This is a genomic window from Streptomyces aureus (assembly GCF_000725495.1).
Classification (GTDB): Bacteria; Actinomycetota; Actinomycetes; order Streptomycetales; family Streptomycetaceae; genus Streptomyces; species Streptomyces aureus_B.
Genome location: NZ_JNZD01000008.1, coordinates 139,175 through 153,046 on the forward strand (window position 1 = coordinate 139,175; position 13,872 = coordinate 153,046).

At 72.8% G+C, this 13,872-nt stretch carries 12 protein-coding genes; 9 read left to right on the forward strand and 3 right to left on the reverse strand.

From position 1 onward, the window contains the following. Nucleotides 1-94 precede the first annotated feature (94 nt). Nucleotides 95-1,108, forward strand: a complete 1,014-nt coding sequence (locus IO36_RS16350; protein WP_037620657.1) for a 4-hydroxy-3-methylbut-2-enyl diphosphate reductase — start codon at nucleotides 95-97, stop codon at nucleotides 1,106-1,108. Between the two features lie 29 nt (nucleotides 1,109-1,137). Continuing rightward, nucleotides 1,138-1,887 carry a polyphosphate--glucose phosphotransferase gene (ppgK, locus tag IO36_RS16355; RefSeq protein ID WP_037620658.1) on the forward strand — a complete coding sequence of 250 codons (750 nt, stop codon included), beginning with the start codon at nucleotides 1,138-1,140 and terminating at the stop codon, nucleotides 1,885-1,887. Between the two features lie 26 nt (nucleotides 1,888-1,913). On the opposite strand, the gene IO36_RS16360 is transcribed toward ppgK, so the two are convergent. Further along, nucleotides 1,914-2,495 carry a DUF6542 domain-containing protein gene (locus IO36_RS16360; protein ID WP_037620659.1) on the reverse strand — a complete coding sequence of 194 codons (582 nt, stop codon included), beginning with the start codon at nucleotides 2,493-2,495 and terminating at the stop codon, nucleotides 1,914-1,916. Nucleotides 2,496-2,692: 197 nt separating this feature from the next. On the opposite strand from IO36_RS16360, the gene ychF reads away from it, so the two are divergent. Continuing rightward, nucleotides 2,693-3,781: a redox-regulated ATPase YchF gene (ychF, locus tag IO36_RS16365; RefSeq protein ID WP_037620660.1), complete on the forward strand. Its 1,089-nt coding sequence runs from the start codon at nucleotides 2,693-2,695 to the stop codon at nucleotides 3,779-3,781. A gap of 190 nt (nucleotides 3,782-3,971) precedes the next feature. Here the strand turns inward: ychF and IO36_RS16370 are convergent, their stop codons facing one another. Next, nucleotides 3,972-5,078: a threonine synthase gene (locus tag IO36_RS16370; RefSeq protein WP_037620661.1), complete on the reverse strand. Its 1,107-nt coding sequence runs from the start codon at nucleotides 5,076-5,078 to the stop codon at nucleotides 3,972-3,974. A gap of 275 nt (nucleotides 5,079-5,353) precedes the next feature. On the opposite strand from IO36_RS16370, the gene IO36_RS16375 reads away from it, so the two are divergent. From IO36_RS16375 to IO36_RS16400, 6 genes are all read left to right on the forward strand, one after another. Further along, entirely contained in the window at nucleotides 5,354-6,583 is a 1,230-nt protein-coding gene (locus IO36_RS16375; RefSeq protein ID WP_037620662.1) for a DUF4190 domain-containing protein, read from the forward strand. A 148-nt stretch (nucleotides 6,584-6,731) separates the two neighbouring features. After that, nucleotides 6,732-7,484, forward strand: a complete 753-nt coding sequence (locus tag IO36_RS16380) for a GntR family transcriptional regulator (protein WP_037620663.1) — start codon at nucleotides 6,732-6,734, stop codon at nucleotides 7,482-7,484. 369 nt (nucleotides 7,485-7,853) lie between these two features. Further along, the gene (locus IO36_RS16385) at nucleotides 7,854-8,036 is read left to right on the forward strand and encodes an SPOR domain-containing protein (RefSeq protein ID WP_037620664.1); all 183 of its coding nucleotides are present in this window, start codon (nucleotides 7,854-7,856) and stop codon (nucleotides 8,034-8,036) included. A 45-nt stretch (nucleotides 8,037-8,081) separates the two neighbouring features. Then, entirely contained in the window at nucleotides 8,082-8,489 is a 408-nt protein-coding gene (locus IO36_RS16390; protein ID WP_037620665.1) for a (deoxy)nucleoside triphosphate pyrophosphohydrolase, read from the forward strand. A gap of 126 nt (nucleotides 8,490-8,615) precedes the next feature. Next, nucleotides 8,616-9,023 carry an ATP-binding protein gene (locus tag IO36_RS16395; protein ID WP_037620666.1) on the forward strand — a complete coding sequence of 136 codons (408 nt, stop codon included), beginning with the start codon at nucleotides 8,616-8,618 and terminating at the stop codon, nucleotides 9,021-9,023. Nucleotides 9,024-9,304: 281 nt separating this feature from the next. After that, complete coding sequence (locus IO36_RS16400; protein WP_037620667.1) at nucleotides 9,305-12,067, forward strand: SpoIIE family protein phosphatase; 2,763 nt, start codon at nucleotides 9,305-9,307, stop codon at nucleotides 12,065-12,067. 54 nt (nucleotides 12,068-12,121) lie between these two features. On the opposite strand, the gene IO36_RS16405 is transcribed toward IO36_RS16400, so the two are convergent. Further along, complete coding sequence (locus IO36_RS16405; protein ID WP_051900568.1) at nucleotides 12,122-13,642, reverse strand: hypothetical protein; 1,521 nt, start codon at nucleotides 13,640-13,642, stop codon at nucleotides 12,122-12,124. Nucleotides 13,643-13,872: the final 230 nt, after the last annotated feature.

Consider the following 13,872-nt stretch of genomic DNA (forward strand, 5'->3'; position numbering starts at 1 on the left):
GGCCGCCACCGACAACACCCGCGAGCCCGTGCGCCCCGTCGAACGGCCAGGTCGGGGCGGAGGCGATCCCCGGCCCCCCGGGCGCGGCCTTACGATGGTGGGCATGACTGCTTCGCCCGGCCGCCGTGTCCTGCTCGCCGCCCCCCGTGGCTACTGCGCGGGCGTGGACCGCGCCGTGATCGCCGTCGAGAAGGCCCTCGAGCAGTACGGGGCTCCGATCTACGTCCGTCACGAGATCGTCCACAACAAGTACGTGGTGCAGACCCTGGAGAAGAAGGGCGCGATCTTCGTCGAACAGACGGCGGAGGTCCCCGAGGGGTCCATCGTCATGTTCTCGGCGCACGGCGTCGCCCCCGTCGTCCACGACGAGGCCGCGGCCGGCAGGCTCGCCACCATCGACGCCACCTGCCCGCTGGTCACCAAGGTCCACAAGGAAGCCGTCCGCTTCGCAGGCGAGGACTTCGACATCCTCCTCATCGGGCACGAGGGCCACGAGGAGGTCATCGGCACCTCCGGCGAGGCGCCCGACCACATCACCCTGGTCGACGGCCCCGAGGACGTCGACAAGGTCGAGGTCCGCGACCCCTCCAAGGTCGTCTGGCTCTCCCAGACCACCCTCTCGGTCGACGAGACCATGGAGACGGTCGACGCCCTCAAGGAGAAGTTCCCGCTGCTCATCTCCCCGCCGAGCGACGACATCTGCTACGCCACGCAGAACCGCCAGCTCGCCGTGAAGCAGATGGGCGCGGAGGCCGACCTCGTCATCGTGGTCGGATCGCGCAACTCCTCGAACTCGGTGCGCCTGGTCGAGGTCGCCAAGCTCGCCGGCGCCCGCGACGCCCACCTGGTCGACTTCGCCGAGGAGATCGACGAGACCTGGCTCGAGGGAGTCACCACGGTCGGTGTCACCTCCGGCGCCTCCGTCCCCGAGATCCTGGTCGAGCAGGTCCTGGAGTTCCTGTCCGGGCGCGGCTTCGAGGACGTGGAGATCGTCAAGGCGGCCGAGGAGTCCATCACCTTCTCGCTCCCCAAGGAGCTGCGCCGCGACCTGCGCGCCGAGGCGGCCGCTCTCGTGGAGGCACGCACCGGCGGTCCGTCCGGGAAGTGACGGTCAGCCGTACGACGTAACGTAGGGCCATGAAGATCTTCGGTGTGGACATTGGCGGATCCGGGATCAAGGGTGCCCCCGTGGACCTTGACCGCGGGGACCTCGCGGAGGAGCGCTGCAAGGTGCTCACCCCGCACCCGGCGACGCCCGACGCGGTGGCCGACGGCGTGAAGGACGTCATCGACCACTTCGGCTGGACCGGCCCGGTGGGCATCACGTTCCCGGGCGTGGTGACCGGCGGTTCCACCATCCGTACGGCCGCCAATGTCGACAAGTCCTGGATCGACGTGGACGCGGGCGCGTTGCTCGGCGAGCGGCTCGGCGGGCTGCCGGTGACCCTGCTGAACGACGCGGACGCGGCCGGTGTCGCCGAGATGGAGTTCGGCGCCGGCAAGGGCCGCCGGGGCACGGTCATCCTGCTCACGTTCGGCACCGGAATCGGCAGCGCCGTGTTCACCGAGGGCGAGCTGGTCCCGAACACCGAGCTGGGCCACCTCGAGCTGAACGGCCACGACGCCGAGAAGAAGGCGTCCACCAAGGCCAAGGACGACAACGACCTGACCTGGGAACACTGGTCGCGCCGGGTCACCAAGTACCTCGCCCACGTCGAGATGCTGTTCTCCCCGGAGCTGTTCATCATCGGCGGCGGCGTCAGCCGCAAGGCCGAGAAGTTCCTGCCGCTGATCCAGGGCATCAAGGCGGAGATCGTCCCCGCGCAGCTCCAGAACAACGCCGGGATCGTGGGCGCGGCGATGCGAGCCGCACAGACCCACCACTAGGGCCGGTGGCAGGCCCGCCGCGTCGGTCAGCGCGGCCGGCGGCCGGGCGGCACCTCGCGCGCCCGGTCCCGTTGCCTGGCCGCGCGGCGGCGGTTCATCAGCTGGATCCTGCGGACGGCCACGACGAGGACCGCGGCCAGAGTCCCCCCGTACAGCCAGCCCGCTTGGAGCGCGAGGGCGGTGACCAGGCCCATGAGGTGGCCGCCGACACCGCCTCCGCCGTCCTCGGCGATGGGCGGCAGGCCGAAGGCGAAGGCGATCGGCAGGACCACGGGAGCGGTCACCAGGTCACCGGGCCGCACCCACAGCCCGGTCAGCACGCACACCGGCAGGAACAGCACCCCGTACACCGTCGCCGAGCCGTCGAACAGCAGGGCGTCGAGGCAGGCCAGCGCGAACATCGACGCGCCGCAGAACAGGCCGGCGCCGAGCCCGGTCAGCCGGGGCCGGGACGTCCGTCCCGGCTGCCGGATCGCCGCGGGCGCGGGCCGCCGCGCCGCCGGGCCGTCCCGTCCGACACCGCCGCCCGCGGTCCGCCCGGCCTGGGCCGGAACGGGTGCCCCGCGTCGCGGTCTGTACTGAGGGGGACGCGTCCTGTGTTGCTCCACTGGACCAACTTAGGTCGTTTTATGTGTGGAATGGCCCCTGGGACACGCCGGAGACGGGCCGAAGCCGGGGCCGTGGAACGACCTTGGCCATGCGTTCGATACCTCGCGGGCGGGAGCCGGGGCACGCCGTAGACTGGTGGATCGGCCCGCTCTTCTGGAGGGCCCCTCGCCCATCCTCTCGTACGGGAAGTCGCAACGTGTCGCTCACGATCGGAATCGTCGGTCTGCCCAACGTCGGCAAGTCGACCCTGTTCAACGCCCTGACCAAGAACGACGTGCTCGCGGCCAACTACCCGTTCGCCACGATCGAGCCGAACGTCGGCGTGGTCGGTGTCCCCGACCCCCGTCTGACCAAGCTGGCCGAGATCTTCTCCTCGCAGCGCGTCCTGCCGGCGACCGTCGACTTCGTCGACATCGCGGGCATCGTGCGCGGCGCCAGCGAGGGCGAGGGCCTGGGCAACAAGTTCCTCGCGAACATCCGTGAGTCGGACGCGATCTGCCAGGTCATCCGTGCGTTCAAGGACGAGAACGTCGTGCACGTCGACGGCAAGGTCTCGCCCAAGGACGACATCGAGACGATCAACACCGAGCTGATCCTCGCCGACCTCCAGACGATCGAGAAGGTCCTGCCGCGGCTCCAGAAGGAGTCGCGCATCAAGAAGGACATCGCGCCCAAGGTCGCGGCGGTCGAGGCGGCCAAGGAGATCCTGGAGAAGGGCGACACCCTGTTCTCCGCGGGCATCGTCCAGGGCTCCGGCAACGAGGAGCTGCTGCACGACCTGCACCTGCTCACCACCAAGCCGTTCCTCTACGTCTTCAACGTGGACGAGGACGAGCTGGTCGACGAGGACTTCAAGGCCGAGCAGCGCGCCCTGGTCGCCCCCGCCGAGGCGATCTTCCTGAACGCCAAGCTGGAGCAGGACCTCGCCGAGCTCGACGAGGCGGACGCCCTGGAGCTCCTCGAGTCCGTCGGCGCCGAGGAGCCCGGCCTCGCCACGCTGGCCCGCGTCGGCTTCAACACCCTCGGCCTCCAGACCTACCTGACGGCCGGTCCCAAGGAGTCCCGCGCCTGGACGATCAAGAAGGGCGCGACGGCCCCCGAGGCCGCCGGTGTGATCCACACCGACTTCCAGAAGGGCTTCATCAAGGCCGAGGTGATCTCCTTCGCCGACCTGGTCGAGACGGGCTCGGTCGCCGAGGCCCGCGCCAAGGGCAAGGCCCGCATGGAGGGCAAGGAGTACGTGATGCAGGACGGCGACGTGGTGGAGTTCCGCTTCAACGTGTAACGGCTGCACCGGCGTCACGCCCCTGATCGGGCGTAGACGCGGGGCGGAAAGGGTCCGGCTCTTCGGGGCCGGGCCCTTCCGGCTTTCGTGACTTCTCACCGTGCCGGACGGGTGTCGGTCGACGTCGCCGGTACCGGGGTTCCCCGGTTGAAGCCCTGTGCCGTGATCTCCGCTCCACCGTGACGCCGGATCAGGTCTGCGCCCGTCCCGACTTCAGGCCCGCGCCGCACAGCGGTACCACCGCCTCCCGGGTGCCGAGGGCGCCCTCGCGGATCGCCGCCCAGCAGGCCGCCCCGGTGGACTCCACGTACAGCCCGCGGCCACCGAGATCCGCCTGGGCGTGGCGGATCTGATCCTCCGTCACGGTCAGGAAGGCACCCCCGGAGGCGCGCACCGCGCTCAGGACGGCACGGGCCCTCGGCGGGTGCGGGATCGCGATGCCCTCGGCGAACGTGGGCGCCGTCGGCGTGACCCCGACGAGGTCGTCGGCGCCCTCGGACCAGGCGCGGGCCAGCGGGGCGACCGCGGCGGCCTGGACGGCGTGGAGAGCAGGCCTCCGGTCGATCAGCCCGGCCGTGTGCAGTTCGGCCACGGCGAGGGCGGCGCCCAGCAGCAGCGTGCCGTTGCCGACCGGCAGGACGAGGACGTCCGGCAGACGCCCGCCGAGGTCCTCCCAGACCTCGTGGACGTACGTCTTCGTGCCGTGCAGGAAGTACGGGTTGAACACGTGCGAGGCGTAGAACACGCCGTCCTCGTCGGCCGCCTCGCGCGCCGTGCGGGCCGTCGCCTCGCGGTCGCCCTCGACCACCCGCGGCTTGGCCCCGTGCGCCTCGATCTGCTCCAGCTTCTTGGCGGAGGTGCCCTCGGGGACGTAGACGTCGCAGGGCAGCCCGGCCCGGGCGCAGTACGCGGCGACCGCCGTGCCCGCGTTGCCGCTGCTGTCCGCGATCACCCGCCGGGGCCCGAGCCGCAGGGCCAGTTCGGCCAGCATCACCGCCCCGCGGTCCTTGAACGACAGCGTCGGCATCAGGAAGTCGAGCTTGGCGAGGACGCCCTCGCGCAGGGGGAACAAGGGCGTACGGCCCTCGCCGAGGCTGACCGTGGGCGTGGACAGCGGCAGGCACTCCGCGTACCGCCACATCGAGTTCACCCGGCCGGTGAGGGAGGCGAGGGGAGCCGGCGTCGGCGCGAAGTCCAGGTCGAGCGGGCCGCGGCAGACCGGGCAGCACCAGGCGAGCGAGCCGGCGGGGACGCGCGTGCCGTCCGTCGGGCAGAAGCAGTCCGGCAGTGCAGTCATGGAGGCAGGTTAGACGCGCCCCGGGGGCGGAACGCGGCAAAGGCTCCGGGGACGGGACGCGGCGAAGGCTCCGGGGCGGGGCGGGGCAGGGCGCGGCGAAGACGCCGGGGGCGGAACCCGGCTGGGGGCGCGGGGGAACGCCGGGTTCCGGCCGTCGCGGGGCGCCCCCGTCACGACCCCGTCCGTGCCGCGCTTACGATGCGCGCAGCCATTCGGCAGTCGTACGCGCGTTCCATCGTGAAGGGGACGCGAACGGATGAGGAGCAACGGAGAACGTGGCCACACCCCCGCCGCCCGGCCCGCAGCAGCCCGAGGGGCCGTACCCGCCGCCGGGGACGCCGCCGTACCCGCACGCTCCGTACCCGCAGGGCCCCTCGCCGCAGGGCGCCTACCAGCAGGGCCCGTACGCGGGTCCGTACGGGCCCTGGGGGCAGCCGTGGTCCCCCTACGGGCAGCAGGCTCCCGTCAACGGGCTCGCCATCGCGGCGCTGGTCCTCGGCATCCTCTGCTTCCTGCCGGCCGTCGGGCTGGTGCTCGGGATCGTGGCGCTCGTCCAGATCAGGAAGCGCGGCCAGCGCGGCAAGGGGATGGCGGTGGCCGGCATGGTGATGTCGTCGGTCGGTGTCGTGCTGCTCGCGCTCATGGTCGCCACCGGGGGAGCGCGCGACTTCTGGGACGGCTTCACGGAGGGGGCGCGCGGCGACGGCAGCGCGTTCTCGCTGCACAAGGGCCAGTGCTTCGACACACCGGAGGGCACCCTGGAGGGCGTCGCCTACGACGTCGACACCGTGCCGTGCTCCGGGAAGCACGACGGCGAGGTGTTCGCCGAGGCGAAGGCGCACGACGGCTCCTACCCGGGCGACACGGCGGTCTCCGACGAGGCCGGGGACATGTGCTACTCCCTCGTGGACACGTACGCGATGGACGGCTGGGCCGTCCCGGACGACGTCGACGTCTACTACTTCACGCCGACCCGGCAGAGCTGGGGCATGGGCGACCGTGAGATCACGTGCATGTTCGGGAACACCGACGAGCACGGCACCCTGACCGGTTCGCTGCGCGAGGACTCCACCACGCTCGACGCGGACCAGGTCGCCTATCTGGAGGCGGCGCGGGTCCTCAACAGGGCGATGGCCTCGGCCCCCGAGGAGGAGTACGTCGAGGACGACCTGCCGGGCCACCGGCGGTGGGCGACCCGGGTCTCGGGCGCGCTCGCGGAGCAGGCCGACCTGCTGCGCGGCCATACGTTCGCTCCCGCCGCGGGGGAGCGGGTCGCGGCGCTGGTGAAGGACCTCGACCGGTCCCGCGCGGAGTGGGCGAAGGCCGCGAAGGCGTCGGACGCGGACACCTTCTACGCCCACTACGAGAAGGCTCTGAAGATCATCGACCCGAAGAGGACGGTCACGACCCGCAAGGCTCTGGGGCTCGCCACCACCCCGCCCGAGGAGGACACCGGCGGGGGTGCCGGTAGCGGCGGCGAAGACGGCAGCGGAATCGAGGTGTGACGGCCGCCACAGTGGGGAGAAAGTGCCTGCGTAATGGCCTCAGGGGGCATGCGTCATCACTTCGAGTGATTCTCTGGCCTTCGCTTGCATGGCACAACCCACGGTTGCCACGCTGTTGCTGTCTGTACAACCTGATGGGAGCGGCTAAGTGACATTCGGTGAGCAGCCGGCGTATCTGCGCGTCGCGGGTGATCTCCGCAAGAAGATCGTCGACGGTTCGCTGCCACCGCACACCCGGCTCCCCTCGCAGGCGAGGATCCGCGAGGAGTACGGGGTCTCGGACACCGTCGCCCTGGAGGCGCGCAAGGTGCTGATGGCCGAGGGCCTGGTCGAGGGCCGCTCCGGTTCCGGCACCTACGTCCGCGAGCGGCCCGTGCCGCGCCGTGTCGCCCGCTCCGGGTACCGCCCGGACAGCGGCGCCACCCCCTTCCGCCAGGAGCAGGCCGACTTCGCCGTGCGCGGCACCTGGGAGTCGCACAGCCGCCAGGTCGAGGCGAGCGGCGTGATCGCCGAGCGGCTGGCCATCCAGCCGGGCGACCGCGTGATGTGCACGAACTACGTCTACCGCGACGGCGGCGAGGCGATGATGCTCTCCACCTCCTGGGAGCCGCTCGCCGTGACCGGGCGTACGCCGGTGATGCTCCCCGAGGAGGGACCGCTCGGCGGCATGGGGGTCGTCGAGCGCATGGCGGCCATCGACGTGATCGTGGACAACGTCACCGAGGAGGTGGGGGCGCGCCCCGGCCTCGCCGAGGAACTCCTGGCGCTGGGCGGCGTGCCCGGGCATGTGGTCGTCGTCATCCAGCGCACCTTCTACGCCTCGGGCCGGCCGGTAGAGACGGCGGACGTGGTGGTCCCGGCGGACCGCTACCGGATCGCCTATCACCTGCCGGTGAAGTGACCACGCGTCACCTCCGTGCGGAGCAACCCGCCCTGGTGCACGGCCCGGTGCACGGCTGACGGTTCCGCGTGTCGCCGATGGTCCGCGCGCCGGCGGAACCGCTCGTGTGCCCGGTTCGGATCCGGCCTTTCTCGAGGAGCGGTTCCCGGGACGAATGCACCCTTTCCAGGGCGCGCGAGGGTCGTGAGCGGCGTGTTCGACGGCGTGCGCCCCCTGGGTCGACCTTCCCTACTGGCCGGTTGCGTACCTCTTTGTGTAAACCCGTGTTCGCTGCGTGAAGGTAAGGCGTAGGCTCGGGCATATGCGTATTGCGGTTTCGTTGGAATGCGGGGTTCGGCGGGGGCCCGGGGCGGGAAGTGGAGGGGCTCGATGAACGACGGCACGATCACGCTTCCCTGGCTCGTCATACGACAGGACGACAACGGCAATCGCTATCGCGTCGGCAGGTACGCGACCCGCGCCGAGGCCCAGAAGATCGCGGACAGCCTCGACGCCCGAGGGCACAAACAGCTCTACTGGGTCGAGCGGATCGGCCCGAACGGAACCCGCTGACCGGGCGGGCGTCCGACACCCTCCCCCTCCCGTAGGCTCCGGCGCATGACGGAACGGATCGTGGTGGTCGCGGGCGCCGTGGTGCGCGCCGGACGCCTGCTCGCCGCCCGCCGCAGCGCGCCCCCCGACCTCGCCGGGCGCTGGGAGCTCCCGGGCGGCAAGGTCGAGCCCGGCGAGAGCCCCGAGCGCGCCCTCGTGCGCGAACTGCGCGAGGAACTGGGCGTGGAGGCGCGGGCGACCGAGCGGGTCCCCGGCGAATGGCCGCTGAAACCCGGATACGTCCTGGTCGTGTGGGCCGCCCGGCTGCTGCCCGGCTCGGCCGAACCGGAGCCCCTCGAGGACCACGACGAACTGCGCTGGCTCACCCCCGGGGAGATCTGGGACGTGGACTGGCTCGACCAGGACGTGGCGGCGGTCAAGAGCGCACTGCCGTGGCTCGATCGGGACGCATGACGTTCCGGGTGCCCGCGCGTGCGCCGTTCGCGCCAGAGTGTGCCCCGGCGCGATAAACCGTCACCGATACGGGTATGTGCCCATTAACCCCCCGAAACCGGGCACGGGCGGCTTCTGGTCTGGGAAGTGATCGGCTTGATCGACACTGACGGCGACTGCGCCGAGTGGACCTTTCCCGCGGAGCCCGGTGCCGTCCGCACCGCCCGCGCCGTCGTCCGGGGGCAACTGCGCGACTGGGACCTCGAATCCCTCGGCGACATCGCGACCCTCCTGGTCAGCGAACTGGTGACGAACTCGCTCCGGCACGCCACGGGCCCGATCGGCGTCCGTCTCGTCCGCACCGGGGACGTGCCGGGCGCCCTGCGCGTCGAGGTCTCCGACCCGCTGCCGGACCCGCCCCGCGAACGGTCCGCCGACTCCTCCGACGAGAGCGGCCGCGGACTCCAGCTCGTGGCCGGCTCGTGCCGGCGCTGGGGCACCCGGCCCGCGGACGACGGCAAGACCGTCTGGTTCGAACTGGCCGTGCCGGGCTGATCCGCGTCGCGACGGCCGGGCCGGAGCGGTCGGTGAAGCGGAGGCGGGGACGCCCCGGCCGCGCGCGACCGGAACCCGCTTCCGACAGGTGTCGCGTTGTTTGGTTCGACGGGGCGCCACCTGGTTAGAAGACTGGGAGTATGTCGCGGCCGGTCCAAAAATCATCGGGACCGTGCTGTGATCGTGAACACCGTGCCGTGCGGCCCCGTAGTGCTGGATACTGCGGGCAGCCGCCCCTGGTGACCGGTGCCGGGCGCGGTGAGCTGGAGGGGACGGTTCGCGTGAGCGAGATACCAGCGAAGGCCACGGAGTCCGAGGACCCGTCGGGCGGCGCCAGGGCTGATGCGGCGGGCGATGACGCGCGCGCGGTTCCCGGCGCGACCGGCGACGCGAGCGCCGAGGGGGCGGCCCATGACGCAGGGGCGGCCCATGAAGCGGCGGCCCACGACACGCGAGCGGCCCGCGGCGCGGCGGCCCATGACGCGGTCGGTCCGGCCGGCGACGGCCCCGACGAGGCCCCCGGCGACCCCATGTGGCAGAGCAGTCCGCCCGGTTCGGTCTACGACTACATCAAGGCCGCCTCCTTCTCCATCGGCGCCGACGGCCTCGTCGACCAGTGGAGCCTGCGGGCCGAGCAGATATTCGGCATCCCGGCGGAGCGGGCCGTCGGCATGGATCCCGTCGAGGCGTTCGTCCCCGCCGACCGGCGCGAGTCCGGTCAGCGGAAGATGGCGGAGATCCTGGACGGCCGTGAGTGGACCGGGCTCGTGCCCTTCCGCACACCCGCCCCCGAGGGCGCGGACGAGGACGCCGGGGACCTCGCGACGCGCGAGGGTCTCGCCGAGGTCTACGTCATGCCGACGACCAACGAGCACGGCGAGCGGGCCGCCGTCTGCATCGTGGTGGACGTCCGGACCCTGCGGACGATGGAGACGGACCTCGCCGCCTCGCAGGCGATTTTCGGTCAATCTCCTTTCGGGTTCCTGCTGATCGACACCGACCTCCAGGTCCGGCGCGCCAACCAGCGGTTCGCCTCGATCTTCGGCGGCACCGTCGACGACCACCGCGGCAAGGGCGTCCACGACTATCTCCCGCGCGCCGAGGCCGAGCGGGTGACCGCGGTCCTGCGCCGGGTCCTGGAGACCGGCGACTCCATCACGGACATGCACGTCACCGGGCAGGTGCCCGGCTCCGACGAGCGCCGCCACTGGTCCATCAACCTCTACCGCGTGCACAGCGGAAGCGGCCGCCCCATCGGCATCGCCTGGCTCGGAACCGACATCACCTCCCGCCGCGCCGCCGCCCGCGAGGCCGCTGCCGCCCGGCGCAATCTCGCCCTGCTGAACGAGGCGGGCGCCCGCATAGGCAACTCCCTCGACCTGGAGACCACAGCCCGCGAACTCCTCGACGTCGTGGTCCCCGGCTTCTGCGACCTCGCGACCGTCGACCTCTACCAGGGGCTGCTCGTCGGTGACGAGACCCCGCCCGGTCTCGCGGACGGCAGCGCCGAACTCCGCCGGGTCGCCTTCGCCAGCGCCGTCTCCGACGCGCCGTTCGCCGGCGGCCCCGTGCCCGTCGCCGTCGGCGCGGTCCACCACTACCCGTTCAACTCGCCCTGCGCGGACGCCCTGCGCACCGCGCGCCCGCAGCACATACCCGCCGACGACGGCGGCGGCCTCATCCAGTCCACCCTGGCCGTCCCGATGGTCGCCCACGACACCGTCGTCGGACTCGCCCAGTTCTCCCGCACGAAGGGCAGCGAACCCTTCGGGGAGCGCGACCGCGCCCTGGCCGTGGAGCTGGCCGCCCGCGCGGCCGTCTGCATCGACAACGCCCGCCTGTACCGCCGCGAGCACGAACGCGCCCTCATCCTGCAGCGGTCCCTGCTGCCCCCGGGCGACCCCGAGGCCTCCGGCCTCGACATCGCCTGCCGCTATCTGCCGGGCAACGCCGCCACCGAGGTCGGCGGCGACTGGTTCGACGTCATCGAACTCCCCGGTCACCGCACGGCGTTGGTGGTGGGTGACGTCATGGGGCGCGGACTGCGCGCCGCCGTGGCGATGGGCGAACTGCGTACCGCCGTACGCACCTTGGCCCTGCTCGACCTCGAACCCGCCGAGGTCCTCTCGGCGCTGGACGAGATCGCGCGCGGCCTCGGCACCCCCGGAGGGGTCCAGCAGGCCACCCGCACGGCCCGCCAGCCCCGCGACGCCGACCTCTCCGAGGTGTATCTCGCGACCTGTGTGTACGCCGTCTACGACTCGGTGACCCGCCGGTGCACCTTCGCCAACGCGGGCCATCTGCCGCCCGTGCTCGTCGAGCCCGGTGAGACCGCGCTGATGCTCGACGTACCGCCCGGGATGCCGCTCGGGGTGGGCGGCGAGCCGTTCGAGGAGGTGGAGGTCGAACTGCCCGAAGGCGCACTGTTGGCGCTCTACACGGATGGACTGGTCGAATCGCGCGACCATCCCCTCGACGAGGGACTCCAGGCGTTCGTCGGTGCCCTCACCGACCCCGCGAGGCCGCTGGAGGACGTCTGCGACCACGTCCTGAACACCCTCGACACCCATCACGGCGAGGACGACATCGCCCTGCTGATGGCGCGCGTCCAGGGGCTGCCCGCCGAGTCCGTCGGCGACTGGACCCTGCCCCGTGAGCCGCGCAGCGTGGGCCGAGCCCGCGAGTACGCGCGCACCCAGCTCGTCGCCTGGGACCTCGAACCGCTCGTCGACACGGCCGAGTTGCTGGTCAGCGAGCTGGTGACGAACGCCCTGCGCTACGGCGAGGGCGAGATCAGACTGCGCCTGCTCCTGGACCGCACCCTCGTCTGCGAGGTCTGGGACGCCGGCCTCGTCCAGCCGCGCCGCCGCCGCGCCCGTGACACCGACGAGGGCGGCCGGGGCCTCCAGCTCGTCGGCCTCCTGTCGGCCGGCTGGGGCTCCCGCCGGACCCCGCGTGGAAAGACGGTGTGGTTCGAACTCCCCCTCCCGGACGGCGGAACCACCCTCACGGACCCGGCGGAAGCCCTGCTCAGCCTGTTCTGAGGACCGGGCCCCGGGAGCGGAACAGCGCCGGCCCCGGACGTTCCTGCCGGCGGTTCAGGTGAAGAAGGCTCCGCGGCGGCCCCGGGTACGGGGGCCGCCGTAGCTCATCGGGCCGCCCTCGCCGTCGTCCAGGAGGATCCCGCCGAGCACCGCGCCGCCCGCTCCGGCGCCCCCGCGCCCGCCCGAGGGATTGCCGTGGGCCCGTACGTCCCGTTCGGCGAGCCGCCGGGCCTCCCGGGCGAACTCGTCGGCCCGCAGCACCTCGGACGGGGGAACCGAACCCGGCGAGAGCAGCCGCCGGGCCTCGGCGAGCCGGGTCCGCGCCTCGCAGCCGACCGCCCCGCGGTGCGTGCCGACGAAACCCGCGGCCCCGGCAAGGGAACCGCGGGCCGGGATCAGCGCCTGCTCGCGCCCGTCCGGCAGGCCGTCGCCTCCCGCCCCGGCCAGGGCCGCCGTCGCCTCCGTCACCCGGCGCAGCGCGTCCAGCGGGTCGAAGGGGCCGGCGGCCGTCTCGTGACGCACCGCGGACAGCACCGCGTCCGTGTGCCCGAGCGGGCCGACCAGCGCGGCCCGGGCGTCGGCCGGCAGCCCGCGGGCCGCGTCCCGGGCGGTCTCAGCCGCCGCGATCGCCGCCGGCAGCGCGGCCGCCGCGGCGGCCAGTTCCCCCGCCAGCCGCTCCACACCGTCCACCAGATCCGCTGCCTGCGCCAACGCGCCCTCGGCCGCCCGCAGATGGGCCGCCGCCTTCGGCCCGTCGCCCCGGTCCGCGTACTGGCGTGCCTGGTTGAGATGGGACGTCGTGAACATCAGCCGGTCCTTGGCCTGTTCGGCGTCGCCGACGACCGGGAGCGAGGCGGCGGGGGCGTACCGCTCGTGGAGCGAGGCGATCGTGGCCCCGGCGGCGCGGACCCCTGCGGCGACCACCCGGAAACGGGCCTCGGCGGACTCCAGCGCGGCCGCCGCGTTGCGTTCCAGCGCCCGGATCTGGTCGAACCCGGGAGCGGCCGCGTCCAGCCGCTGCCCGGCGTCCTGGCACCGGGCGACGATCTCCTCCAGGACGTCCCTGCGGTCGTCCTCGCCGTCGTCCGGGTCCACGCCGGCCGCGTCCGCCTCGTCGAGGCGCTGCCGCAGCAGGAAGGCCGCGGCGAGCGCCGCTTCCGCGTGCCTGAGGTCGTACTCGTACGGTTCGAGCTCGTCGCCCGGCGAGCGGTCCGCGGCGACGGCGAGTTCCTCGGCGCACACGCGGACGCAGTCATCCGTCTCGACGAGCAACCGCCGCGCCTGGAGGTCGAGTTCGTGCAGGGGCATGAGACCGCGGTCGCCGCCGGGTGTCGTCCGGGCCGCCCGCCGTCGGCGCCTGCCGTACCCGTACGCCGCGACCGCGCCCGCGGCGCCGGCCGCGACCAGGGGCGGCACGAGATCGCCGGTCGCGGTGGCGGCCTGCGGAGCCGCGGCCGGCAGAGGCTCCGCCCCCGGGCTCCGGACCGGGGCCGCCGGGGCCTCGGCTCCCGCCCGGGCCAGCGGCAGCACCAGCCAGCCCATCGCGACCAGCCCCCCGAGCACGGCATGCGCCACCCGCACGGCTCTGTGCGACGGGGCCCGGCGCGACCGGCTTCGGCTCAGGGGCGACGTCACATTTGGGAGCGTATGGCCGTTCGACGGTGACCGCGACCGGTATACGAGGAGTTGGGAGCACTCGGGGTACGGGTGGGGCAGGGGTGGGCGGAAGGGGCTCGCGGGATCCCGCCGGCGGGCGGTCACGGTGTACGGAGCCCTACGGCGGGACGTACTTCGGACGAAGGCGC